At 66.2% G+C, this 23,542-nt stretch carries 22 protein-coding genes; 13 read left to right on the top strand and 9 right to left on the bottom strand.

From position 1 onward, the window contains the following. Positions 1 to 263: 263 nt before the first annotated feature. The 8 genes from JW364_RS20325 (at position 264) to JW364_RS20290 (ending at position 6,842) form a co-directional block, all read left to right on the top strand. The gene (locus JW364_RS20325) at positions 264 to 1,121 is read left to right on the top strand and encodes an SH3-like domain-containing protein (protein WP_065630854.1); all 858 of its coding nucleotides are present in this window, start codon (positions 264 to 266) and stop codon (positions 1,119 to 1,121) included. After that, positions 1,118 to 1,822 (top strand): thiocyanate hydrolase subunit gamma, encoded by a 705-nt coding sequence (gene scnC / locus JW364_RS20320; RefSeq protein WP_065630853.1) that lies wholly within the window; start codon positions 1,118 to 1,120, stop codon positions 1,820 to 1,822. The genes JW364_RS20325 and scnC overlap by 4 nt, the downstream gene beginning before the upstream one ends. Positions 1,823 to 1,825: 3 nt before the next feature. Next, a complete protein-coding gene (locus JW364_RS20315) occupies positions 1,826 to 2,197 on the top strand; it encodes a thiocyanate hydrolase (RefSeq protein WP_065630852.1) in 372 nt (123 codons plus the stop codon). 96 nt (positions 2,198 to 2,293) lie between these two features. Continuing rightward, positions 2,294 to 2,860 (top strand): RNA polymerase sigma factor SigM, encoded by a 567-nt coding sequence (gene sigM / locus JW364_RS20310; RefSeq protein ID WP_058252981.1) that lies wholly within the window; start codon positions 2,294 to 2,296, stop codon positions 2,858 to 2,860. A gap of 201 nt (positions 2,861 to 3,061) precedes the next feature. Next, on the top strand, positions 3,062 to 3,835 hold the full coding sequence (locus JW364_RS20305) for a hypothetical protein (protein WP_068970784.1): 774 nt from the start codon (positions 3,062 to 3,064) through the stop codon (positions 3,833 to 3,835). A 146-nt stretch (positions 3,836 to 3,981) separates the two neighbouring features. Continuing rightward, a complete protein-coding gene (trxB, locus tag JW364_RS20300) occupies positions 3,982 to 4,998 on the top strand; it encodes a thioredoxin-disulfide reductase (RefSeq protein ID WP_065630850.1) in 1,017 nt (338 codons plus the stop codon). A gap of 57 nt (positions 4,999 to 5,055) precedes the next feature. After that, positions 5,056 to 5,394, top strand: coding sequence for a thioredoxin (gene trxA / locus JW364_RS20295; RefSeq protein WP_058252984.1), 339 nt, complete (start codon positions 5,056 to 5,058; stop codon positions 5,392 to 5,394). A 269-nt stretch (positions 5,395 to 5,663) separates the two neighbouring features. Further along, positions 5,664 to 6,842 carry an N-acetylmuramoyl-L-alanine amidase gene (locus tag JW364_RS20290; protein ID WP_058252985.1) on the top strand — a complete coding sequence of 393 codons (1,179 nt, stop codon included), beginning with the start codon at positions 5,664 to 5,666 and terminating at the stop codon, positions 6,840 to 6,842. Here JW364_RS20290 and JW364_RS20285 read toward each other — a convergent pair. From JW364_RS20285 to rpmH, 9 genes are all read right to left on the bottom strand, one after another. After that, the gene (locus tag JW364_RS20285) at positions 6,787 to 7,641 is read right to left on the bottom strand and encodes a hypothetical protein (RefSeq protein WP_205334177.1); all 855 of its coding nucleotides are present in this window, start codon (positions 7,639 to 7,641) and stop codon (positions 6,787 to 6,789) included. The two genes, JW364_RS20290 and JW364_RS20285, sit on opposite strands and share 56 nt — an antisense overlap. 148 nt (positions 7,642 to 7,789) lie before the next feature. Then, positions 7,790 to 8,842, bottom strand: coding sequence for a ParB/RepB/Spo0J family partition protein (locus JW364_RS20280; protein WP_068970786.1), 1,053 nt, complete (start codon positions 8,840 to 8,842; stop codon positions 7,790 to 7,792). A gap of 64 nt (positions 8,843 to 8,906) precedes the next feature. After that, the gene (locus JW364_RS20275; RefSeq protein WP_058252988.1) at positions 8,907 to 9,860 is read right to left on the bottom strand and encodes a ParA family protein; all 954 of its coding nucleotides are present in this window, start codon (positions 9,858 to 9,860) and stop codon (positions 8,907 to 8,909) included. A gap of 169 nt (positions 9,861 to 10,029) precedes the next feature. Then, a complete protein-coding gene (rsmG, locus tag JW364_RS20270; RefSeq protein WP_205334178.1) occupies positions 10,030 to 10,737 on the bottom strand; it encodes a 16S rRNA (guanine(527)-N(7))-methyltransferase RsmG in 708 nt (235 codons plus the stop codon). Between the two features lie 1,719 nt (positions 10,738 to 12,456). After that, positions 12,457 to 13,146, bottom strand: coding sequence for a R3H domain-containing nucleic acid-binding protein (locus JW364_RS20265; protein WP_068970748.1), 690 nt, complete (start codon positions 13,144 to 13,146; stop codon positions 12,457 to 12,459). 45 nt (positions 13,147 to 13,191) lie between these two features. Then, positions 13,192 to 14,397, bottom strand: a complete 1,206-nt coding sequence (yidC, locus tag JW364_RS20260) for a membrane protein insertase YidC (protein ID WP_068970747.1) — start codon at positions 14,395 to 14,397, stop codon at positions 13,192 to 13,194. Positions 14,398 to 14,424: 27 nt separating this feature from the next. Next, positions 14,425 to 14,847, bottom strand: a complete 423-nt coding sequence (yidD, locus tag JW364_RS20255) for a membrane protein insertion efficiency factor YidD (RefSeq protein WP_240199374.1) — start codon at positions 14,845 to 14,847, stop codon at positions 14,425 to 14,427. Continuing rightward, a complete protein-coding gene (gene rnpA / locus JW364_RS20250) occupies positions 14,847 to 15,275 on the bottom strand; it encodes a ribonuclease P protein component (RefSeq protein ID WP_205334179.1) in 429 nt (142 codons plus the stop codon). The genes yidD and rnpA overlap by 1 nt, the downstream gene beginning before the upstream one ends. Before the next feature lie 46 nt (positions 15,276 to 15,321). Continuing rightward, a complete protein-coding gene (gene rpmH / locus JW364_RS20245; protein WP_004020968.1) occupies positions 15,322 to 15,465 on the bottom strand; it encodes a 50S ribosomal protein L34 in 144 nt (47 codons plus the stop codon). Between the two features lie 498 nt (positions 15,466 to 15,963). Between rpmH and dnaA the strand changes: the two genes are divergently transcribed. The 5 genes from dnaA (at position 15,964) to gyrB (ending at position 23,524) form a co-directional block, all read left to right on the top strand. Further along, positions 15,964 to 17,472, top strand: coding sequence for a chromosomal replication initiator protein DnaA (gene dnaA, locus JW364_RS20240; RefSeq protein WP_065630839.1), 1,509 nt, complete (start codon positions 15,964 to 15,966; stop codon positions 17,470 to 17,472). A gap of 654 nt (positions 17,473 to 18,126) precedes the next feature. Then, complete coding sequence (gene dnaN, locus JW364_RS20235; RefSeq protein WP_058252995.1) at positions 18,127 to 19,296, top strand: DNA polymerase III subunit beta; 1,170 nt, start codon at positions 18,127 to 18,129, stop codon at positions 19,294 to 19,296. A gap of 42 nt (positions 19,297 to 19,338) precedes the next feature. Then, entirely contained in the window at positions 19,339 to 20,538 is a 1,200-nt protein-coding gene (gene recF / locus JW364_RS20230; RefSeq protein ID WP_205334180.1) for a DNA replication/repair protein RecF, read from the top strand. Next, a complete protein-coding gene (locus JW364_RS20225) occupies positions 20,531 to 21,115 on the top strand; it encodes a DUF721 family protein (RefSeq protein ID WP_205334181.1) in 585 nt (194 codons plus the stop codon). The genes recF and JW364_RS20225 overlap by 8 nt, the downstream gene beginning before the upstream one ends. A 342-nt stretch (positions 21,116 to 21,457) precedes the next feature. Continuing rightward, positions 21,458 to 23,524 (top strand): DNA topoisomerase (ATP-hydrolyzing) subunit B, encoded by a 2,067-nt coding sequence (gene gyrB / locus JW364_RS20220; RefSeq protein ID WP_205334182.1) that lies wholly within the window; start codon positions 21,458 to 21,460, stop codon positions 23,522 to 23,524. Positions 23,525 to 23,542 lie beyond the last annotated feature (18 nt).

Raw genomic sequence — 23,542 nt, 5'->3', positions numbered from 1 at the left:
ACCCGGCCGGGCCACGGTCTTCGTGTAGAAATCCGACACCGTTTCAGGGTCTCGGAGTGGTCACCGGCCGGGAAGGCTCACACAAACCAGCATCCCCTGCAGGACGCCGATCCACCCCCATTAGGGTTGATGCGCTCGCGGCTGTCGTTCGTTCGGATCGGGGAGCAAGGGCGTGCCGAAAACGCTCCTGAACCCCGTGGTCGGCGTGTAAGTTCTCCTGCAACTGCGCTGCAACCGTCGGACAAAGGTCCGGGAGGTGTCCGGTGAGCACTGCCGAAGAACGTGCGAGACAACTCGAACTCGTTGCGCGACTGCACTCCTCGTATCCCGAGCTGCCGGATGCCCCGACGCCCGATCTTCTCGACCACGATCGCTTCGTCGCCTACATGAAGCCGGTGCACGACGTCGGGGGTGAGCCCGACGCACCGATCACCTACGAGGGCAAGGCGTACGAGGAATGGGAGCACATGACCTATGTCATGTGTGAGGTGCTCGCCTGGCGCGGGATCTGGTTGTCCGAAGAGCGGCGTCGGATCGGCAACGTCGACGTCGGTCGCGCGGTCTACCTCGGAATCCCGTATTACGGACGCTGGTTGCTGGCGGTCGCCAGAATTCTCGTCGAGAAGCACCACATCGCGCTCGGCGAGCTCAGTGAACGCATGCTCGAGGTCCGGGAGCGATACGCGGGCGGACTGGACGGCCGGCGTCTCGAGGCCCGCCCGCGCAGCGTCGGCGACGGATCCGACGTCCCGCGGAACACACACCATCGGCACGCGATCGGAATCGGCGACCCGCAGATCTACGCCGGGCGGGCGGGCGACGCCGCGTTCGGCATCGGGGACCGGGTCCGGGTCCGCGAGCTGCCCGTCCTGTTGTACACGCGGACACCGGAATACGTCCGGGGCGCGGTCGGCGAGGTCGCGGCCGTCGCCTACGAGAGCCCAGCGCCCGAGGACGAGACCTGGGGTCTCTCCGACGCCCAACCGGAGTGGTTCTACGTGGTCCGGTTCACCATGGGCGACCTCTGGCACGGGTACACCGGGCCCGCCGACGACACCCTGCAGACCGAGATCCCCGAACGCTGGCTCGAATCCGCCGGCGGAGAGGACGACCGCCGATGAGCGACGATCACCACGACCACGACCGGACGGTCAAGCCGATGGTCGACGAGATCACCGACTTCGAAGTACTCGAGATCGCGCTGCGCGAGCTGTGCATCGAAAAGGGACTCTTCACCGCCGAGGAGCACCGCCGCTTCACCGAGTTCGCCGAACAGATCGGGCCGACGCCCGCGGCGACGCTCGTCGCCCGGGCCTGGCTCGACCCCGAGTTCGAGCGGTTGGCACTCGACGACCCGATGGCCGCCAGCAAAGAGGTCGGCGTCGACTGGCTCGAACCGACCGGTTTCGGAACACCCAGCGATTTCACGGCTTTCGAGATCCTCGCCGACACCCCCACGATCCATCACGTGATCGTGTGTGCGCTGTGCTCGTGCTATCCGCGCCCGATCCTGGGGAACTCGCCCGAGTGGTACCGAACGCCGAACTACCGTCGCCGGATGGTGCGGTGGCCGCGACAGGTGCTGTCCGAGTTCGGACTCCAGCTCCCGGAGGGTGTCTCCGTACGCGTGCAGGACTCCAATCAGAAGCACCGCTTCATGGTGATGCCGCAGCGCCCGGCAGGCACCGACGGATGGACCGAGCAGCAGCTGTCGGAGATCATCACCCGCGACTGCCTCATCGGAGTCGCGCTCCCCAGACCGGGTGTCACCACCAACGTCGTCTCGACCATCCGTCCGGCCGTCCACCCGGCGGGGGAGTAGCCGATGACCGAGGACGGACGCACCGGATCATCCCACGGACCACTCGAGGAGATCGTCGACCGGAACCAGGTGTGGCACCGGATGGCCGCGAAATACGGTGTGGAGAACCCTGTTCCACCGTGGAAGACGAGCCTCGACGGTCTCTGCGATGCGCTCGACCGGGTCGCCGATGCCACCGCGGTGAACGCGGGTACCCCCGGCGTCGTCGAACGACGCGACGAGGAGGACCGGCTGTCGGCGACCATCTACGCCGACCTGCCCTACCCTGAGAACCAACTGGTCGCCCTGGCACACACACTGCTCGACCGCGGGGTCATCGACGAGAGTGAGTTGCGGACGCGGATGGCTGCGGTGCGCGCCCGCCTGGAGTCCTGACCGGCCGGCCTGAGGACAGATCCGTCATCCGGCGACAGCTGTGCACAGCCGTCGCTCCAACGGATGACGCGGTGTCGGCTCCACTACTCTCAGCCCATGCCCGGGGGAAACGACGCGATCGACACGCGTAGCGACGAGCAGCTTCTGCACGCTCACCTCGCCGGCGACCCACACGCCTTCTCCGATCTCATCAGCCGCCATCTCGATTACCTGTGGTCGGTGGCGCTGCGGACCAGCCAGAATCCCGAGGATGCCGCAGACGCGTTGCAGGACGCCCTCTTCGCCGCGCATCGGACCGCACACGACTTCCGGTCCGATGCGAAGGTGACGAGTTGGCTGCACCGGATCGTCGTGAACGCCGGCCTCGATCGCATCCGACGGAACAAGGTCCGCAGAACCGTGCCGCTGCCGGAATGGGACGTGGTCTCCATCGCCGACACCACCGACGACATCGCCGCCGTCGACCTGTCGGTGTCGATCGGGCGTGCATTGCACGTCCTCCCCGAAGGGCAACGAGCGGCCATCGTCGCCGTCGACATCGAGGGTTACACGGTCGCCGAAGCGGCCGAGATCCTCGGTGTCGCCGAGGGCACGATCAAGAGTCGATGCGCTCGCGGCCGCCTCAAACTCGCCCAGGTCCTCGGACATCTGCGGAGCGGCTGACCCGTCATCACCCCGACTGGTCCATCCCGTTCCCGACAGATCGCGGCCGGGGGGAACCGAACCGGGGCGGGCCGCGTCCAAGTATCCGACGGATCGCGACCAGGAGGCCACCTCCTCTGACCCGACTCCGCTCGTGAACCACGCCGAACCGAGCCGAACTCAACGAACGCCCGCCATCCCCCGGAATGGAAGACTGACACCATGACCCCTCGGGGACCAGACGACCACGAGACCGGCGATCTACCGGACCCGCCGTATTCGGCGGAGATCCTCGCCGACCTGCACGCCGGTGCACTGCCCGACCGGACAGCCGCACACATCCGTTCCCGCATCGTCGATGATGTTGCCGCGCAATCGATCCTGGCCGCGCTGGATCACACCTCCGACGATCTGCGCTCCGCCCGTCCGGCGCCCGCGCCCGTTCCCGACCAGGTCCGCGCCGACGTCGCGACCACCCTCGCCGCGCTCGGCCGGGATCCCGCACCGGTCGACATCTCGGTTGCACGCCGAGGGCGTCGACCCGCCCGCTCCCGATCGCGCGACGACCGTCGATTGGCCGGCCGTCTGTTACTGGCTGCCGCCGCGGTCATCATCGTCGCGGTCGGAACGGTCGGAATACTGCGGCTGGTGTCGGCGCCCGATGCGACCGGTCCCGGGCAGACACCGCGCGCCCAGTCGTCGTCGGTCCCGACCCCGGCGGGTCCCGCGGGCGTCGCGACCGCACTCTCGGTCCTCGGTCGTACCGACGGGGCACCGTTCGGTTCCGTGGAGGCGCTCCGCCGCTGCACCGCCGCGCACCTGGTACCGGTCGAGGTGGTGATCGTGGGTTCCGGTCGCATCCTCGTCGACGGCACCGGGGCCGCCGCGATTCTCTTGTCGACGGGCGTGGCAGGACGTTTCGACGCGCTGATCGTCGGCCTCGACTGTGACCTGGGAAATCCGGCGCTGATCTCACGGGGCATCGTCGGCGGGTGACCGGCACGTCGCGAGGCCCAGGGTTGCGCCGACCGGCCGGGGCACGCGTCGCGTCCGCGGGAACATCTCCGCCTACTCTGGTGTTGAAGCAGCCGTGACCCGCCTGGACTGGGCGGGTCTCGCTAAACCCACAGCACGGAGGACAAGTGAGCCAGCCAGAGACCCAGCAGATCCACGAGTTGATCATCATCGGATCTGGTCCTGCCGGGTACACCGCAGCGATCTACGCCGCACGCGCCGAGCTATCTCCAATCGTCTTCGAGGGCACCCAGTTCGGTGGCGCCCTGATGACGACCACCGAGGTGGAGAACTTCCCCGGTTTCCAGACCGGTATCCAGGGTCCGGCGTTGATGGACGAGATGCGTGAGCAGGCCATCCGCTTCGGCGCCGACCTGCGCATGGAGGACGTGGACACCGTTCGGCTGACCGGCCGGATCAAGGAGGTCGAGGTCGGCGGGGAGATCTACCGGGCCCGCGCCGTCATCCTCGCCATGGGCGCGGCGGCGCGCTATCTCGGCATCGAGGGGGAGCAGCAGCTCCTCGGCCGCGGTGTGTCGGCCTGTGCCACCTGTGACGGTTTCTTCTTCAAGGACCAGGACATCGCCGTCATCGGCGGCGGCGACTCCGCGATGGAAGAGGCCACGTTTCTGACCAAGTTCGCGCGAAGTGTCACGCTGGTCCACCGTCGTGACGAGTTCCGGGCGTCGAAGATCATGCTCGAGCGCGCACGTGCCAACGACAAGATCCGTTTCGTCACCAATGCCGCGGTGCAGTCCGTGGTCGGCGACGGTTCGGTGTCGGGTCTGAAGGTCGAGGACACGCGCACCGGCGAGGTCAGCACCCTCGATGTGACCGGCATGTTCGTCGCGATCGGCCACGACCCGCGCAGCGAGCTCGTCCGCGGGCAGGTCGACCTGGATCCCGAGGGTTACGTCCTGGTCCAGGGACGTACGACCCTCACTTCGCTTCCCGGCGTGTTCGCCGCCGGGGACCTCGTGGACCACACCTACCGACAGGCCATCACCGCCGCGGGCAGTGGATGTTCGGCGGCCATCGACGCCGAGCGCTGGCTGGCCGAGCAGGGTGAGGCAGCCGACCTCAGCGTGGACGACGCCGAAGCGGCCTCCGTTTCCGAAATCGACGCTGTTCAGGCACCCGCCTGAACCGTCAACCACCTACCACCTGGGCCACACGGCCCGTCCGACCAAGGAGATCAGATCATGGGTGCACACACCGTTGCCGTCACCGACACCACGTTCAAGGACGCCGTTCTCGGCGCCGACAAGCCGGTTCTGGTGGACTTCTGGGCCACCTGGTGCGGTCCCTGCCGCATGGTCGCTCCGGTTCTCGAGGAGATCGCTCGCGACCACGGCGACAAGCTGACGGTCGCCAAGCTCGATGTCGACGAGAGCCCGTCGACCGCGCGTGACTTCCAGATCATGTCCATCCCGACCATGATCCTGTTCGACAAGGGTCAGCCGGTGAAGACGATCGTCGGTGCCAAGGGCAAGGCAGCCCTGCTTCGTGAGCTCGACTCGGTCGTCGGCCAGTCGGCCTGACGACCTGCGATTTCCCGCACATCGACGCGACAGTCCGACGGGTGAACGACGTTGCCGTTCCACCCGCGGACTGTTTGCGTTGGTAGTGTCGGCCGTGGTCTCGACCGGAGACCCCTGCACGCCGGATCACACCGATTCGGCTTCGTGCAGTTTGGTGTAGTGAAGTCCAGCTGCGAGAATGCAGGCTGACGTTTCACCGGTGTACCGCATGGCTACATCGGACATCGCGCAGAGGCGCACCTGCCGCGATTCGTACGAGGGGTGACCAGATGCCATTGTTCCGACTTGGTGATCACGGCTCGGCGGTGGCCGAGATCCGCGCCATCCTCGTCGGACGTGGTCTGTTGCCCGACGATGGATCCTCCAGCGCCACACACGGTGGGCCGGCGAACGGGTGGAATCCACCCGAAGCCGTCTTCGACGAGGCGTGTGACCGGGCCGTCCGTGCGTTTCAGCAGGAGCGCGGACTGATCGTCGACGGCATCGTCGGTCCGGCTACCTACCGCGTCCTGCGCGAGGCGTCCTACCGGCTCGGCGCTCGAGTGCTCTCGTATCAGCTGTCGGCGCCCATGGTCGGCGACGATGTCGCGACCCTGCAGAGCCGGCTGCAGAACCTCGGCTACTTCACGTCGCTGGTCGACGGCGTCTTCGGCCTCACCACTCATAACGCAGTGTGCCTTTACCAGAGTGAATACGGTCTCGCTTCCGACGGCATCTGCGGTCCGGCCACCCTGCGTTCACTGGAACGCCTCGGCACGAGAGTGACCGGCGGCTCGCCGTACGCGATCCGCGAAGAAGAGCACGTCCGTCGTTCCGGACCGCAGTTGTCCGGAAAGCGGATCCTCATCGACCCCGGCTCCGGTGGACTCCATGCCCTGTCGACGAGTGAGGTCGCCGATCGCGAGTCGGAACTGCTGTGGGACCTCGGTGCTCGTCTCGAAGGCCGGATGGCGGCCGCCGGAATGCAGACGTTCCTGTCGCATGACGGTCGGGGACGTCCCGGGGACGACGAGCGCGCTCGCGTCGCGAATCTGATGGACGCCGACCTCATGATCTCGCTCCGCTGCGGCCATTACCGGAACGCGCGCGCCAATGGTGTCGCGTCGTTCTACTTCGGCAACAACGACTCGTACTCGACGATCGGGCGCAACCTCGCCGGCTTCATCCAGCGGGAGATCGCGGCACGCACGCCATTGTCGGACTGCCGGACCCACGAGCGCACATGGGACGTTCTCCGGCTCACCAAGATGCCCGTGGCCCTCATCGACGTCGGTTACATCACGAACCCGAACGACGCTGCAGTGCTTGCTGATTCGGATTGGCGCAACGTCATCGCCGACGCCATCGTGGTGGCGGTGAAGCGACTGTACCTGCTCGATCAGGACGATCGTCCTACGGGCACTTATACTTTCGCGGATCTGCTGGCCGCGGAGAACAGCTCCCGCTGATCCGCTGCGGCCCGGTTCCCACCGGGACCGCCGTCCGCTGCCGACCGGCCAGATCCATCTCGGCCATCACCACCAGTTTCTGCAGCGCACTCTCCACCTCGACCTTCCAGCCGAGCCCTTCGTCGAGCTCCAGTCGGAAACGCGGGAACCTCTGGTGCGACGACACGACGTCGAACCCGGAATCTTTCAGAAACGACGCGTCATTCATACAGTTCGTGCAGAGATCGGCCTGGGGGTCGTCGAGGATCTCACGCGCGACTTCGACGATCGCCTCATCCGACCAGAGCTCGAGATCGTCGGCCACCCCGCCCGCGCTCCCGGCGAGCACAAAGGGATCCGCGCCGGACCCGTTCCGTACCAGACCGAACGATTCGACCGCCCGGACGCCTCGCCGGATCAGGTCGCCCAGCACCGCGTCCAGCAGGATGGTGGCGACTTCGTCGTGGCCGGGCTCGGTACGGATGCTGGTGAGCAGCACGGCGTCGTGGCTGACCGGCGACGTAGGGAAGTGCTGCGACCGCGGAACACGATTGGGCGGCGCGTAGAAGGCTGTACCGATGACAGTGTTCGTGCTCGACTCGATCGCGACCTGCCCGCACGCACCCCAATCGAGGAGAAGACCCGAGATCCACGCCTCCTTGTCGAACTCGCTTTCGTAGGGTTCGAGATCGCCGGGGCCCGGTACCGTGCCGCGGCTTGTCTGCGCCACGGGCTCGACTTCCCAGAAGACGCAATTGCGGGTGTGGCGGGGGAGCGACGCGAAGGATCCCAGTTCCAACCGAGTGACGGACACACTCATGTCGGTGCGCCCCGGTCGAGAATTCCACGGATGCCGAATGTAGCAGCGAAACAACAGCTTTCGCTGTACAAGCGCCCGCTGGCTACGTCAATCGTCACTGTGACATTACTTCCGCGTCTAGGTGGTACCGGAAATCCCGCGTCGAAATTCACTTCTTCGGATCGATGAACTCGACAATGCGTTCCAGGTCGTCGACCGAGCCGAACTCCACCACGATCTTGCCTTTTCTTTTCCCTAGACTGACTGTAACCCTGGTGTCCAGACTGTCGGACAGTCTCTCCGCGAGATCCTGGAGGCCTGGCATCTGCATCGGACGGCGTTTCGGTGCCGACGGAGATTTCGCTTCCGGACCGTCGCCACGATTGGCGAGCGTGACAGCTTCTTCAGTCGCCCGCACCGACAACCCTTCGGCGACGATCCGCGCCGCGAGAGCTTCCTGAGCGTCGCTTCCGGTCTCGAGGGACAGGAGAGCGCGGGCATGGCCGGCCGACAGCACCCCCGCCGCGACCCGGCGTTGCACCGGAATCGGGAGTTTGAGCAACCGGATCATGTTGCTGATCAGCGGGCGAGAACGGCCGAGGCGAGAGGCGAGCTCCTCGTGCGTCACACCGAACTCCTCGAGCAGCTGCTGATAGGCCGCCGCTTCTTCGAGTGGGTTGAGCTGCGCACGGTGGATGTTCTCCAACAACGCATCGCGCAGCATGTCACCGTCAGGCGTCTCCCGCACGATCGCGGGGATGGCCTCGAGCCCTGCCTCCTGGCTTGCCCGCCACCGGCGCTCACCCATGACGATCTGATAGGCGATCCCATCCGCGGTGGGCTGCTTGAGTCGGCGCACCACGATGGGCTGCATCAGCCCGAACTCTCGAATCGAGTGCACGAGCTCCGCCATCGCCTCGTCATCGAAGACGGTTCTGGGCTGACTGGGATTCGGCTGGATCTCCTTCGGGGGCAACTCGCGGTACACCGCGCCCGCCTCTTCCGGGCTGAGAGGTTGCGTCCCGGTCGCCTGCGTAGCGGCAGTCGACGAGGTCTTGACGCCATCATCAGCTGTCGTCGGACCCTTGCCGATGACGACATCCGCTGCGGCGTTGCCGAGGCGCGGGGCGCCCGATTGGTCGTCGGCAGGCCCCGTCGGAATCAGCGCCGCGAGCCCTCGTCCGAGTCCACCCCGGCGCTGAGCGGCGTCTCGTTGACTCATTGGTGCTCCCTTTCGCGATGATGGTCGTGAGTCGGCGTGTCACGTGAACCGAGGCGATACCGGATCACGCCGGCGCCCCCTCGGCAGCCCGCAACGCCAGTTCGCGTGCGGCATCGAGGTAACTCATTGCGCCGCGAGAGCCGGGGTCGTACTCGATGATCGTCATCCCGTAGCCGGGGGCCTCGGACACCTTGACGCTCCGCGGGATGATCGTGCTCAGCACCTTGTCGCCGAAGTGACGCCGCACTTCTTCGGCCACCTGGTCGGCCAGTTTCGTCCTGCCGTCGTACATCGTCAGCACGATCGTGGAGACGTGGAGCTCACGGTTGAGGTGCGCCTGTACGAGTTCGATATTGCGCAGCAGCTGTCCGACGCCCTCGAGTGCGTAATACTCGCACTGGATCGGGATGAGAACCTCACGGGCTGCCACCATCGCGTTGACGGTCAGCAGACCCAGTGATGGGGGACAGTCGATGAACACGTAGTCGATCTGGTACTTGGCAAGCACATCGTCGGCGAGCGCATTACGCAACCGATTCTCGCGGGCCACCAGCGACACGAGTTCGATCTCGGCGCCGGCCAGATCGAGAGTCGCAGGCACGCAGAACAGGCCGCGCTGGCTGGGCGATTCCTGGATCGCTTCCTCGAGGGTCACTTCACCGAGCAACAGCTCGTACACCGATGCGATGTCCTGCGCACGATGATCAATGCCGAGCGCGGTACTGGCGTTGCCCTGGGGGTCGAGATCGACGACCAGAACCCGAAGACCGCGCAGTGCGAGCCCGGCCGCGAGGTTGACGGTCGTCGTGGTCTTCCCGACGCCGCCCTTTTGATTGGCGACGGTCATGATCCGTGTATGCGGCGGTTTGGGTAGTTGCCCCGCACCCCCGGGAGTCAGTACCTGGCTCGCGCGCTCTGCGGCCATAGCGATAGGGGTGTCGGCGAAGGGCTGGCCGTCAACTCCGGGGTGACCCCCTGCCGGGGTTTCACGTGAAACATTCGGGTCTTGATCGACCACGCGTGGACTCCTTTGACCGACCTCGTACGGACTCGCGTCCGTACCGCCGGCGGCTGTAGCTGCCGACCCCACGGTCGCGGAAGCGTCCATTGCAGCACCTTCGGGGGTGCCGACAGAACGCTTCCTATTCTGCGCCCTTCGCGGACTCCACACCAATCCGATCGCCTCCTCAGCGCCGTCCGGAACGGCCACCGCGCGACCGCTCGGTCTTGGTTCCCACGATCACGGTCGTCGGCGTTTCGAGAACGCGATCGCCACACGTGTGAACCGTCAGTTCTGTGATCCCAGAGCGCCCGACCACCGCCCGATCCCGTTCGATCTCTTCGGCTGCTGACGACCCTTTGATCGCGATCATCTGGCCTCCGGGCCGGACCAGGGGAGCGGACCATTTCGCCAATCGTTCGAGCGGCGCGACGGCTCGCGACGTCACCACATCGGCGGGCTCGACGACGGCGCGTACCGCCTTCTCTTCGGCTCGCCCACGGATCACGATCACGTTGTCCAACGAGAGCGCGGCAGCAGCACGGTCCAAGAAGGTGCTGCGTCGGAGTAGCGGTTCGATGAGAGTGATCGAGAGATCCGGGCGTGCAATGGCGAGGGGGATGCCAGGGAGGCCGGCACCGCTGCCGATGTCGACCACGCGCAACCCGTGCGAGATGAGCTCGCCGAGTACGCCGCAGTTGAGAATGTGACGATCCCACAGTCGCGGGACCTCTCGCGGACCCATGAGTCCGTGGTCGATCCCGTCGGTGGCGAGGACGCGCCAGTAGTCCACCGCCAGCGCCACCCGCTCACCGAAGACATCAGTCGCGATGTCTGGCGGAACCGCCAACGCATCAAGATCGTGCTCGTGCCCGGGTTGTGCGTCAGACGGCACTTCGCCTCCGTTCGAGTGGGATACCTAGACAGTGTTTCACGTGAAACCCAACCCTTTGGCAGGTCGGTGCACATCGGGTCCTAGCGCGATGTTTCACGTGAAACATATCGATGTGATTCGACGACAAACCGGCGGAACTGAGCGCAACGTCCCGTCGAACCCGCGATCGACATCTGCGTCGCTTACGCCCCTCGCTTCCTAGTCCGAGAGATCCGCTAGATCTCTGGCCCTGGGGCCAGAAGCACAAGCCGCCAGGCCCAACAAGCGACGAAGAAACGTGGTCGAGGTCGACGAGCCTCGGTAGATTCGCGACGCATCTCGCCAGGACCCTTCGTGACGGCCTCCGCAAGCTCCGACCTCCTCAGGGAGCGGTGGTTCCCTCGTAGCCCACGACGGCCGGTCAGGTCGCAGATACCGAGGAGCGAGCTCGGGAGCGATACCACCTGCTCCCTGAGGAGTGACCTCGCGAGCGTCATCCTGCTCCCTGAGGAACGACTCGCGAGCGGCACCGCCTGCACCCTGAGGAGCGACCTGGCGAGCGGCACCACCCGCTCCCTGAGGAGCGACCTGGCCAGCGGCACCACCCGCTCCCTGAGGAGCGAGCCTGCGAGCGTCACGAAGGGGCTTGGTGGGCCGGGTTGCGAAGACCCTTCGTGACGGCCTCCGCAAGCTCCGGCCTCCTCAGGGAGCAGGGGGTGACGCGCCCTCCGCAAGCTCCGGCCTCCTCAGGGAGCAGGGGGTGACGCGCCCTCCGCAAGCTCCGGACGCTCCTCAGGGCACGGGAGGCGACGCGCCCTCCGCAAGCTCCGGACACTCCGTAGGGGCGGAACTAGACGCGCCCTCCGCAAGCTCCGGACGCCCTCAGGGAGCAGGTCGTTCATTCGGACCAGGGGAGCACGGACTCCGATGTTCACGAGTGTTCTTCCATGGTCCACAACAGTCGCCAGGCTGAAGATAGTGACGTGCGAGCCCTGCGCCACCCAGCTCGCTGAGGTGTGAACGAAGCAGCCTCGAAGGGTCTGATGACGACCCGATCTGGTTGACACTCCGGTGCCGGACAGAAGCGTCACGTGACAATTCGATCGCTCTGTATCCGGAACCGAGCAGCGAGCGGTGTCGTTGGCCAGTGGCGACGCGTGGCGCGGGTATGCCAACCCGCCGGAGAGTCACTGCCGCGGTCCGCGCTGCCAACACCCGGAACTGCCCTAGCGTCACAGCGGCTGCCGAGACTGCAACTCGGCAGCCGCTCGACCCGGGCCGGACAATGAACGGCTTTGGGCTCTCTCGTCGCGTCCGACACGTGGCCATCCACCGCGCTACGAGGACGTCCACGGTGCGAGTTGGCGCTACCGCCATGTGCAGCAACGTCGCCGACTGAGTCGGCCAGCGGGCGCGGGGGATCGAGGCATCCGAAGGTGACGGTTACGCAGTCCGCCGGCGACATCCCGGGACGTTCCACCGCAACCCGAGATGCAAGGGGCGGCCGTCGACTCGATCGTTCGACAGCACCCCGGCGCGCATCCGTTCCGCTGGCCGCCTCCACGGACAAGGCTCGTGTTTCACGTGAAACAACAACCGTGTAAGTAGCCCACAGCGCGCAACGCCGACGAAGAGCCACCCGCTATCGCGGCACACAACCCAAGCAGTACCCGGAGACGAAGCAGGCCCCGACCGAGACGGTCGGGGCCTGTTCACCTCCGTGGGGGAGGGGAGTACTTGCTACGAGGGGAGGACCACCACGCGACGTTTCGGCTCTGCACCCTCGCTCTCGCTGACGACGCCGTCGACGACCGCGACCGCGTCGTGCACGATCTTCCGCTCGAACGGCGTCATCGGATCCAGCGCTTCGCGCTCGCCGGACGACAGAACCCGCTCGGCGACCTCACGACCGAGGCGTGCCAGCCGATCGCGGCGATCAGCCCGCCAGCGGGCGATGTCGAGCATCAGGCGGCTGCGTTCACCTGTCGCCTGCTGGACCGCAAGGCGGGTCAGCTCCTGGAGCGCGTCGAGGACCTCGCCCTTGCGCCCGACGAGCTTCGTCAGGTCGTCGCCGCCATCGATGCTGACGACTGCTCGGTCGCCATCCACATCCAGGTCGATGTCGCCATCGAAGTCGAGGACGTCGAGCAACTGCTCGAGGTAGTCGCCGGCGATCTCGCCTTCTTCGACCAGACGGTCTTCGTCGTCTTCGTCCTCATCCGAGTCGTCGTCATCGGTCTCGTCGTCGACGTCGGTCGCGGCCGCCTCGTCATCGTCGGCGTCGCTATCCGCCGCTTCCGTGACGGCGTTGTCCGCCACCGCACCGTCGTCGCCGACAGCCGACGAAGACGTATCGGCCTGGTCCTCGGTCTGGGGTCCCGCCGTGGTCTCGGCGTCCGTACCGGCTTGAGTTGCAGTCTCTGCTGTCATCTCATTCACCTAACTTCTGTGCTTCATCGAACAAGTCTGGGGCGGTCATCGTTTGCCACCGCGTTTGTTTCCGCGTTTGGCTGTCGAACGGCTTCCGCGGTTGTGGTTCTGCTTCTTGCCCGGTGCGGCGCCGGCGCCGGGGCGTGTGGGCTTCTGACCCGGCTTGGGTTTGGCTCCCGCCCCGGTGTCCGCTGCGGCGGTCGTCGACTCGTCGGGCGATGCATCTGCGTCGACACCGTCGGTCCCGGCCTTGTCCGACGATCCGTCCTTCGAGAGGTAGACGTTCGTCGAGTCGGCGCCGTTGGTGTTCGTCGCGGCGGGCTTCTTCTTTCGGTCGGGTCGCGCGCCCGGCTTCGGCGCATTGGCCTTCAGCTTCTCCTGCTTGAGGAGCTTGGCCTCTTCCTCTTCCTTGGCGATGTGCCCGAAGACGATGTGCTGCTGACCGTAGGTCCAGATGTTGTTGCTCATCCAGTACAGGAGGATGGCGACCGGGAAGAACGGACCGGTCACGAGGATGCCGATCGGGAAGACGTACAGCGCGAGGTTGTTCATCATCCGGGTCTGCGGATTCTCCAGCGCCGCTTCGGGCTGACGGGCAACCGACGCACGCGAGTTCAGGTGCGTCGCGATGGAGGCGACGATCATCATGGGGATGACGACGAACGCGATCTGCGGGCGCGTGAAGTCGATGGGGGAGCCGGGCTCGACGAAGGCCTGGAACTCGGTCGCCGGCTCGACGAGGTAGGACGACAGCGGGACACCGAAGAGGCGGGCGTCGAGGAAGTTCTGCACCTGTTCGGCGCTGAACACGTAGTTGCCCTGGGACCGGGTCTCTGCCGCACTCATGCCGAGCTGACCCATGCCGGTGCCCATACGGTTGAACGAGCGCAGCACGTGGAACAGACCGATGAAGACCGGGATCTGGAGCAGCATCGGCAGGCAGCCGAGCATCGGGTTGAACCCGTGCTCCTTCTGCAGCTTCTGCATCTCCTCGGTCATCTTGACCCGATCCTTGGCGTACTTCTTACGGATCGCCTGGAGCTGCGGGTTGATCTCCTGCATCTTCTTCGTGGTGCGGATCTGCTTCACGAAGGGCTTGTAGAGAATCGCACGCAGGGTGAACACGAGGAACACCACCGACAGGGCCCAGGCGATGCCGTCGCCACCGGGGGAGTTCGGTGTGACATGGCTGAAGAGCCAATGCCAGACCCACATGATCCCGGAGACCGGGTAATAGATGAAGTCGAGCACGGGTCAGTTACCCCTCACTTGTTGTACTCACAGAGCACGCGTCTCGCCGGACGCGTGCTGATGGTTTCGAGGTCGGTGTGTGCCGGTCGCCGAGCGCCACAGGTCGCGGCACAGTTCGCCGAAGCCGCGTTCGGGAACCGGGTCGTAACCGGGTTTGTGCCAGGGCCCGCACTTCGCGAGCCGGATGACCGACAGCACCGAGCCGTAGAGGAAGCCGTGCCGGTCCAGTGCCTCGACCGCATATCCCGAGCAGGTGGGTTCGAACCGGCAGGACGGCAGACGCATCGGCGACACCCAGGTGCGGTACAGCTCGATGAGGAAGATGACGGTGCGGCGGGGGAGGAGGCGGAGTCCGCGCCACAGGCGCGCGCCGGTTCCGCTCGAGGCCGCGTGCGGAGTCGTCGAATCCGCCTCGGTCTCAAGTGACGGCGTGGTGTCGGTGTTGCCCATCACCGCGGTCCCGCTCCGTCGGCCGACGCCGCGACGGCCTCGGACAGGGCGAGGACACGACGACTGGTGAACGCGTCGCGGAGCTGGTCGGCGAGCTCGTCGCTGGATCGCTCGGCCGCGCTTCGGCGGGCACGGACGACCACATAGGTCTCGTCGGGAAGCAGATGCGATGCGCCGGCGAATGCCGCGCGCAGTCGGCGGGCGACGAGATGGCGCGTCACCGCATTGCCGACGGATTTGCTGACCACGAGACCGAACCAGGGACCACCGGACATCGCCACGTCCCGTCGAAGGCCGCGGGGGTCGGGCCATTCACGACCGACCACCGCGAGATGGACGACGAAGTCACGACTCTTCACCCGCGCACCGGACTTGAGGGTGCGAGAGAAGTCGGATCCCCGTGAGATCCGATGAAGGGGCGCAGTCATCGAACAGCTGACCGGGCCCCGTGCGGGACCCGGTGAGAGCCGACGATCAGGCGGTGAGCTTCGCGCGGCCCTTGGAACGACGGCCGCTGACGATCGCGCGTCCGGCGCGGGTCCGCATGCGCAGACGGAATCCGTGCACGCGCGCGCGACGACGGTTGTTCGGCTGGAAAGTACGCTTGCCCTTGGCCACGGTGACTCCTTGTGCTCCCTGTGGGCACGCCGGTTACCCGGGCATGACCCACATGTTGTCGTTGGTCTGTTGATCCAGGACGGTGCCGAACTGGTGTCGGTGATGACTCGGCGAACACGGAAGTTCGCCGCGCAAATCCGCAACCTGGATGACCAGTCGAGACTACTGACACCGGGCGTCCAAATCAAACGGCGACGTCCGTTCTCCGGGACCGTTCGCGACCAGTGTGTTCTGGGCCACGAAAGCAAGATTGTCAGCAGAATCGAGTCAAACGTCCCGATCGCTTTGTGGCCCTCCCCGACCTCTGTTACGTTCACTCACAGCGTCGGCCACCCCTCCCGTCGAGGTAGATCCTCGAGGACCTGGCTCCGACCGAAGTCCCCAGTTCGTCACCTTTGTACACAGGTGTGGATAACCCTGTGGAGAGACGGGGACTCCGGCGCAGATGCCACCGCTCTCGTGAACGCTGGTAGTTTTCCGGACCAGGAGGCCAGCCCCGTGACTTCAGACCGAGACACTTTCGGCGAGGTGTGGCAACAGGTCGTCGCCGAACTCAACGACGACGAAGCCGCACGCGACCACGAACCACTGACACGCCAGCAGAAGGCGTGGCTGTCACTGGTTCGACCCCTGACCCTCACCGAAGGCTTCGCCCTGCTGACCGTGCCGACGGCGCTGGTCCAGGAACAGATCGAGCGCAATCTCCGCGAGACCATCCGCTCGGTCCTCAGCCGCCACCTCGACGAACCCGTCGATCTCGGCGTCCGTATCGCCACCCCGCGTAACGACGAGCCGGTGGCGGAAACACCCGTTCCCGACGTACGGCCCATCGCCGGAGCGGCCGCAGCGGTCGACTACACGGCCGCCCCCGTCGGCGCGGGCCGCGCGCCGTCCCCGATGCCGGAGTCGACGCGCCCGTCCGGCGACTGGGCGTCGTACTTCGCCGAGCGGCCCACCTCGACGCCGCCGGCCACCGGCGCAAACCTCAACCCCAAGTACACCTTTGACACCTTCGTCATCGGCGCGTCGAACCGTTTCGCGCACGCCTCGGCGGTGGCGGTCTCGGAAGCCCCCGCCCGGGCCTACAACCCACTGTTCATCTGGGGAGAGTCCGGACTCGGCAAGACGCACCTGCTGCACGCCGCGGGCCATTACGCGCAGCGCCTCTTCCCGGGCATGCGGGTCAAGTACGTGTCCACCGAGGAATTCACCAACGACTTCATCAACTCGCTCCGCGACGACCGGCGGGTGGCGTTCAAGCGCCGGTATCGCGACGTCGATGTGCTGCTGGTCGATGACATCCAGTTCCTCGTGGGCAAAGAAGGTATCCAGGAAGAGTTCTTCCACACCTTCAACACCCTGCACAACGCGAGCAAGCAGATCGTCATCTCCTCTGACCGGCCGCCGAAACAGCTTGCGACACTGGAAGATCGGCTCCGTACACGGTTCGAGTGGGGCTTGATCACCGATGTCCAGCCGCCCGATCTGGAGACCCGGATCGCGATTCTGCGCAAGAAGGCGCAGATGGACAACATCGCGGTTCCCGACGATGTACTCGAACTCATCGCGTCGAAGATCGAGCGCAACATCCGTGAACTCGAGGGTGCACTCATCCGCGTGACGGCGTTCGCGTCGCTCAACGACGCTGCTCTCGACAAGTCCCTGGCCGACGTCGTCTTGCAGGCCCTGCTGCCCAACTCGGGGACCCTGGAGGTCAGCGCGGCGAGCATCCTCGCGATCACCGCCGAGTACTTCGACATCTCTGTCGAGGAACTACGAGGTCCCGGTAAGACACGGTCGATCGCCCAGGCCCGCCAGATCTCCATGTACCTGTGTCGTGAGCTCACCGACCTCTCGCTGCCGAAGATCGGCGAGACCTTCGACCGCGATCACACGACGGTCATGTACGCCGAACGGAAGATCCGCAAGGAGATGGCCGAGCGCCGCCGGGTGTACGACCATGTCCAGGAACTTACCGCCCGCATCAAGCAGCGCGCCGTGGGCTGACACGCTCACACCTACAGCTCTCCGCACCCCCGAGGCCACGACGGCCCGGGGGTGCGGTCGTCCGGGGGTGTTCCGCCGCCCGCAGTGGCATCCGATGGCGACTGCGATGGCCCCTCCGAATGCCAAGTCTGGTCCTCGGGTCGAGAGTCTTCGACGCCGTGGACCGCCTTCCCGCAGTAGGATTCGGCCGACATCGACGCTGCTCACGATCGATCACCAGCTGTGCACAATCCTTGGGATAACCGGGGTCGGCATGTGCATCGCCGGTGGACGCCGCGCGAACAACATGAGAACTCCACATCCCCGGACGGATCCGCTCGACGTTGCTCCACCGGTCATGCACACGTCCACACCCGCCCGGACTGGCCCGATGTCATGGTTGTCCACAGATTGCACAACTCCTATTACTGAGATGGATCCCTCTAGAAAGAGATTCTTTTGTAAGAAGGTCTGTGCACAGACCGTCGCCGATCGGGTCGCCCGCGGCCGGCTCCGACGACGGTCTGACTTGGCCCCAACCACTCCGGCTCGGGCGGCGGCGTTCTACAGTGGGATTCCCGGATGCGGGATCCCACTCCAGGCCGGCCGACCCACTGCGGCGCCGACCCGGCGATCCAGGCGGGAACGAGAACGAGAGAAGGGCAACCTCCCAGCATGAAGTTTCGTGTCGCGCGTGACGAGTTCGCTGATTCCGTCGCCTGGGTGGCCCGCAGTCTCCCGTCTCGTCCGCCCGTCCCGGTTCTCGGCTGTGTGGTGCTCAACGTCGGCGAAACGGGCCTGACCGTCTCGGGTTTCGACTACGAGGTCTCGGCCCAGGAAAATCTGGGCGCGGAGGTCGCCGAGCCCGGACAGGTCCTGGTCTCCGGTCGGCTCCTCGCCGACATCACCAAGGCCCTGCCGAACAAGCCGGTCGACGTGACCCTCGACGGCGCACGCGTCGCGATCACCTGTGGCAGCGCGAAGTTCTCGCTCCCGACGATGCCGGTCGAGGACTACCCGCAGTTGCCCGACGTGCCCTCCGTCACCGGAACGATCCCGTCGCAGCTCTTCGCCGAGGCGATCTCGCAGGTGGCCGTGGCGGCCGGCAAGGACGACACCCTGCCCATGCTCACCGGTGTCCGCGTCGAGATCGAGGGCAACTCCGTCGTCCTCGCCGCGACCGACCGTTTCCGGCTCGCTGTGCGTGAATTGCAGTGGGAGCCTTCCGATCCCGACACCAAGGGAGCCGTCCTGGTGCCCGCCAAGACGCTCTCGGAGAGCGCCAAGACCGCAGGTGCCGAGGGCACCGGCGTCGTCTCGCTGGCGTTCGGTGGTGGCGCGGCCATCGGATCCGACGGCATCCTCGGCATCCTCGGCGAGACCAAGAAGACCACCACCCGCCTGCTCGACGCGGAGTTCCCGAAGTTCCGTCAGCTGCTCCCGGCCAGCCACACCGCCGTCGCCACCATCGACAGCGGCCCGCTGATCGAGGCGATCCGCCGTGTGGCCCTGGTCGCCGAGCGCGGCGCGCAGGTCCGGATGGAGTTCTCCGAGGGATCCGTGCTGCTCACCGCGGGCGGCGACGAGGCCGGCAAGGCCGAGGAAGAGCTGCCCGTGTCGTTCCAGGGTGAGCCCCTCACGATCGCGTTCAACCCCGGGTACCTGCAGGACGGATTATCGGCGATCAACGCCGACGCGGTGGACTTCGGATTCACCACCCCCAGCCGGCCTGCCGTGCTCCGTCCGGCCAGCGGAGAGGATCCGGTCGCGGACGAGTCCGGCGCCTTCGTCGCTCCCGAGAGCGCATTCAGCTACCTGTTGATGCCCGTCCGCCTCCCGGGCTGACGGCCGCCACGGCCTCACCGTCCTCAGGATCGACGCCGACTCGTGTTCGTCCGTGAGCTGCATCTGCGCGATTTCCGATCGTGGCGGGCCGTCGACCTCGATCTGGTACCCGGGCCGACGGTCTTCACCGGCCGCAACGGCTTCGGCAAGACCAATCTGCTCGAGGCGCTGTTCTATCTGTCGACGCTGCGCTCACACCGGGTGAGTTCCGATGCACCGCTCGTACACGCGGGATCGGCGTCGGCGTCGGTGACCGCGACGGTCGAGAACGACGGCCGTGAGCTGACCGCCGAGCTGCGGATCAATGCCGAGGGCGCGAACAAGGCGACGATCAACCGCAGCCCGGCGCGGCGGCCCCGCGACCTGCTCGGCATCCTCCGTACGGTGCTGTTCGCGCCGGAGGACCTGTCCCTGGTGCGTGGTGACCCGAGCGACCGACGACGCTTCGTCGACGAGCTCGTCGCGCAGCGGGGTCCCCGTTTCGCCGCCGCCCGCGCGGACTACGACCGGGTCCTGCGTCAGCGGTCGGCCTTGCTCAAGACTGCCGCCGCGGCGCTGAGACGTGGTGGGCAACAGGCAGATTCGGTGGTCAGCACGCTCGATGTCTGGGACGGTCAGCTCGCGGATCTCGGCGGTCAGGTGATCGCCGCACGGTTGTCGGTGCTCGCCGAGCTCGAGCCGCACTTCACCGGCTCGTATGCGTCGATCGCGCCGCATTCACGGCCGGCCGTGCTCCGGTATCGTCCCGCCGGCGGTGTGGAGATCGAGGAACACACACCCGAGGCGATCGCCGACGTGCTGGCACTACGCCTGACGGAGTTGCGCGACAAGGAGATCGAGCGGGGCCTGTGTCTCGTCGGTCCGCATCGCGACGACATCGACATCGTCCTCGGCAGCGATATCGCGAAAGGCTTTGCCTCGCACGGGGAATCCTGGTCGTTGGCGCTGGCTCTGCGCCTCGGCTCGGTCGAGCTCACCCGCGCCGAAGGTGTCGAGCCGGTGATCATGCTCGATGACGTGTTCGCCGAACTCGACGCCAAGCGGCGCGCGCAACTCGTCGATTTCACCGCCGACGCCGAGCAACTCCTCATCACCGCCGCCGTCGCCGAGGACATCCCCGGGCGGATCGGTGGCCGGCGGATCGGCGTCGATGTGGTCGACGACGATGCGGGCCGCCGGTCGCACATCGTCGACTCTGCGCTCGACGATGTGACGGCAGCGGGGGAGGAAGCCCATGAGTGACGATCGCCCGTCCGGGTCCCCGGATCCTGCCGACCCCGCACCACGGCCGACACCGCCCGGCGAACTCGGCGGGTACGAGCGTGCCCGCAAGGCGCTCGAGGAGGCCCGGGCCCAGGCCCGCGCCGCGGGTAAGTCGGTCGGCCGGGGCCGGGCGTCGCCCGTCCGTCGGGTCCCGCGCGGATCCCAGGGGCGTCGACGCTGGTCCGGCTCCGGTCCGGATCCGCGGGATCCGCAGCCCGTCGGCCGGCTCGTCGGAGGTCTGGCGAAGGATCGCGGGTGGCAGGAGAAGATCGGCGAAGGCACCCTGTTCGGGATGTGGGAACAGATCGTGGGTTCGGACATCGCGGCTCATGCGAAGCCGGTTGCGTTGCGCGACAACGTCCTCCACGTGCAGGCCGAGTCGACGGCGTGGGCGACGCAACTTCGCTACATCCAATCCCAGATCCTCGCCAAGATCGCGGCCGCCATCGGCAACGGCCAGGTCACCTCGTTGCGGATCAGCGGTCCGAAGGGCCCGTCGTGGCGTAAGGGTGAACGGCATGTGCGCGGGCGAGGCCCACGCGACACCTACGGCTGACGCGCCGCTAGCAGACTCGACCGCACTTTACTAGTTGCAGAGCCTCGTGGGCCGTTTTCCATCCCCAAGCCACGATCGAACCGGGATCGAGGCAAAAAAATCGTTCTGAGGGCCTGTTAGCGGCCCCGGATGCGCGTTCCAGGGCGAGTCAGGCAGTACACTGTGGAGAGTTGTCCCGACAGGGGTGCACAACAGCAGACAGACAGCGCCTCCAGGCTACCCGGATGTACCCACCGGGTATTCCTGTGCGCGCAACCGCCGTGTGCCCCGTCGAGAAGGATCGACGACGGATCCGGAGACCACCTGATCCGTCGATGAGCAGAACAGGAGCGGACGCACCTCGTGGCCGACACCAACGACACCGGACCGAAGAAGAACAAGAAGAAGCCGTCAGAGTATGGCGCCGATTCGATCAACATCCTCGAAGGTCTGGAAGCCGTCCGCAAACGGCCCGGCATGTACATCGGATCCACCGGTGAGCGAGGGCTGCACCACCTGATCTGGGAGGTCGTCGACAACTCGGTCGACGAGGCGATGGCCGGCTTCGCCTCGCGCGTCGACGTGACCCTCCTGGCCGACGGCGGTGTCCAGGTCGTCGACGACGGCCGCGGCATCCCGACCGGCATGCACCGCACGGGCGTGCCGACGGTCGAGGTCGTCATGACCCAGCTGCACGCCGGCGGCAAGTTCGACTCCGACGCCTATGCGGTGTCCGGTGGTCTGCACGGCGTCGGCATCTCGGTGGTCAACGCGTTGTCCACCAAGGTGGAGCTGGAGATCCAGAACGACGGATTCAACTGGGAGCAGACCTACACCTACGCGACACCCGGCGCCCTCGAGAAGGGGACCCCGACGCGCAAGACCGGCACCACGGTGCGGTTCTGGCCGGACCCCGAGATCTTCACCGAGACCACCCGATTCAACGCCGAGACCGTGGCGCGTCGTCTGCAGGAGATGGCCTTCTTGAACAAGGGGCTCACCATCACGCTGACCGATCAGCGTCCGCAGGCCATCGAGCCGCCGGGTGACGCCGACGGTGACGAGGAGAGCGGCACCACCGAGGCCGCCGAGGTGGTGAAGTCCGAGGAAGAGAAGGCCGCCGCCGCGGCCAAGCCGAAGACCCGTACCTATCACTACCCCGACGGGCTCGTCGACTACATCAAGCACCTCAACCGGACCAAGCAGTCGATCCACACCACCGTCGTCGGCTTCACCGGCCAGGGCACCGGCCACGAGGTCGAGGTCGCGATGCAGTGGAATGCAGGCTATTCCGAGTCGGTCCACACCTTCGCCAACACCATCAACACCCACGAGGGCGGTACCCACGAAGAGGGATTCCGCGCCGCGCTGACCCTCACCGTGAACAAGTACGCGGTGGACAAGAAGCTCATCAAGGACAAGAAGGAAGACCGCCTCTCGGGTGACGACATCCGCGAGGGCCTCGCCGCGGTGATCTCGGTGAAGGTCGGGGATCCGCAGTTCGAGGGTCAGACCAAGACCAAGTTGGGCAACACCGAGGTCAAGGGATTCGTCCAGCGCGTGTGCAGTGAGCACCTCGGGCACTGGCTGGAGGCCAACCCGGCCGAGGCGAAGACGATCATCAAGAAGATCGTCGAGTCGCAGCGGGCCCGGATGGCAGCGCGCAATGCCCGCGATCTGGTGCGCCGCAAGACCGCCACCGACATCGGTGGTCTCCCCGGCAAGCTCGCCGACTGCCGCAGCAACGATCCGAGCAAGTGCGAGGTCTACATCGTGGAGGGCGACTCGGCCGGCGGCAGCGCCAAGTCGGGCCGTGACTCGATGTACCAGGCGATCCTGCCGTTGCGCGGCAAGATCATCAACGTCGAGAAGGCGCGAATCGACCGGGTACTCAAGAACACCGAGGTCCAGTCGATCATCACCGCGTTCGGCACGGGCATCCACGACGAGTTCGACATCAGCAAGCTCCGCTATCACAAGATCGTGCTGATGGCCGACGCCGACGTCGATGGTCAGCACATCTCGACCCTCCTGCTCACCTTGCTGTTCCGCTTCATGCGGCCGCTCATCGAGCACGGTCACGTGTTTCTCGCGATGCCGCCGCTGTACAAGCTCAAGTGGCAGAAGTCGGCTCCGGAGTTCGCCTATTCCGACCGCGAGCGGGACGGACTGCTCGAGGCCGGTCGTGCGGCGGGCAAGAAGATCAACACCGACGACGGCATCCAGCGGTACAAGGGTCTCGGTGAGATGAACGCCAAGGAACTGTGGGAGACCACGATGGACCCGGCCGTGCGTGTCCTGCGTCAGGTCACCCTCGACGACGCCGCGGCCGCCGACGAACTGTTCTCCATCCTGATGGGTGAGGACGTCGCCGCCCGACGCAGCTTCATCGCCCGCAACGCGAAAGACGTTCGCTTCCTCGATGTCTGATCGCGGGTTCCTGCGATT

Origin of the sequence: Gordonia sp. BP-119 (genome assembly GCF_016924115.1) — a bacterium.
GTDB classification, from domain to species: domain Bacteria; phylum Actinomycetota; class Actinomycetes; order Mycobacteriales; family Mycobacteriaceae; genus Gordonia; species Gordonia hongkongensis.
This window is presented reverse-complemented; position numbering and strand designations above follow the sequence as displayed.

Bases quoted from the DNA above. Each gene is read 5' to 3' on its own strand.
- scnC (WP_065630853.1), top strand. From the start codon at position 1,118: ATGAGCGACGATCACCACGACCACGACCGGACGGTCAAGCCGATGGTC.
- JW364_RS20315 (WP_065630852.1), top strand. From the start codon at position 1,826: ATGACCGAGGACGGACGCACCGGATCATCCCACGGACCACTCGAGGAG.
- sigM (WP_058252981.1), top strand. From the start codon at position 2,294: ATGCCCGGGGGAAACGACGCGATCGACACGCGTAGCGACGAGCAGCTT.
- JW364_RS20305 (WP_068970784.1), top strand. From the start codon at position 3,062: ATGACCCCTCGGGGACCAGACGACCACGAGACCGGCGATCTACCGGAC.
- trxA (WP_058252984.1), top strand. From the start codon at position 5,056: ATGGGTGCACACACCGTTGCCGTCACCGACACCACGTTCAAGGACGCC.
- JW364_RS20290 (WP_058252985.1), top strand. From the start codon at position 5,664: ATGCCATTGTTCCGACTTGGTGATCACGGCTCGGCGGTGGCCGAGATC.
- JW364_RS20285 (WP_205334177.1), bottom strand. From the start codon at position 7,641: ATGAGTGTGTCCGTCACTCGGTTGGAACTGGGATCCTTCGCGTCGCTC.
- JW364_RS20280 (WP_068970786.1), bottom strand. From the start codon at position 8,842: ATGAGTCAACGAGACGCCGCTCAGCGCCGGGGTGGACTCGGACGAGGG.
- JW364_RS20265 (WP_068970748.1), bottom strand. From the start codon at position 13,146: ATGACAGCAGAGACTGCAACTCAAGCCGGTACGGACGCCGAGACCACG.
- yidD (WP_240199374.1), bottom strand. From the start codon at position 14,847: ATGGGCAACACCGACACCACGCCGTCACTTGAGACCGAGGCGGATTCG.
- rnpA (WP_205334179.1), bottom strand. From the start codon at position 15,275: ATGACTGCGCCCCTTCATCGGATCTCACGGGGATCCGACTTCTCTCGC.
- dnaN (WP_058252995.1), top strand. From the start codon at position 18,127: ATGAAGTTTCGTGTCGCGCGTGACGAGTTCGCTGATTCCGTCGCCTGG.
- JW364_RS20225 (WP_205334181.1), top strand. From the start codon at position 20,531: ATGAGTGACGATCGCCCGTCCGGGTCCCCGGATCCTGCCGACCCCGCA.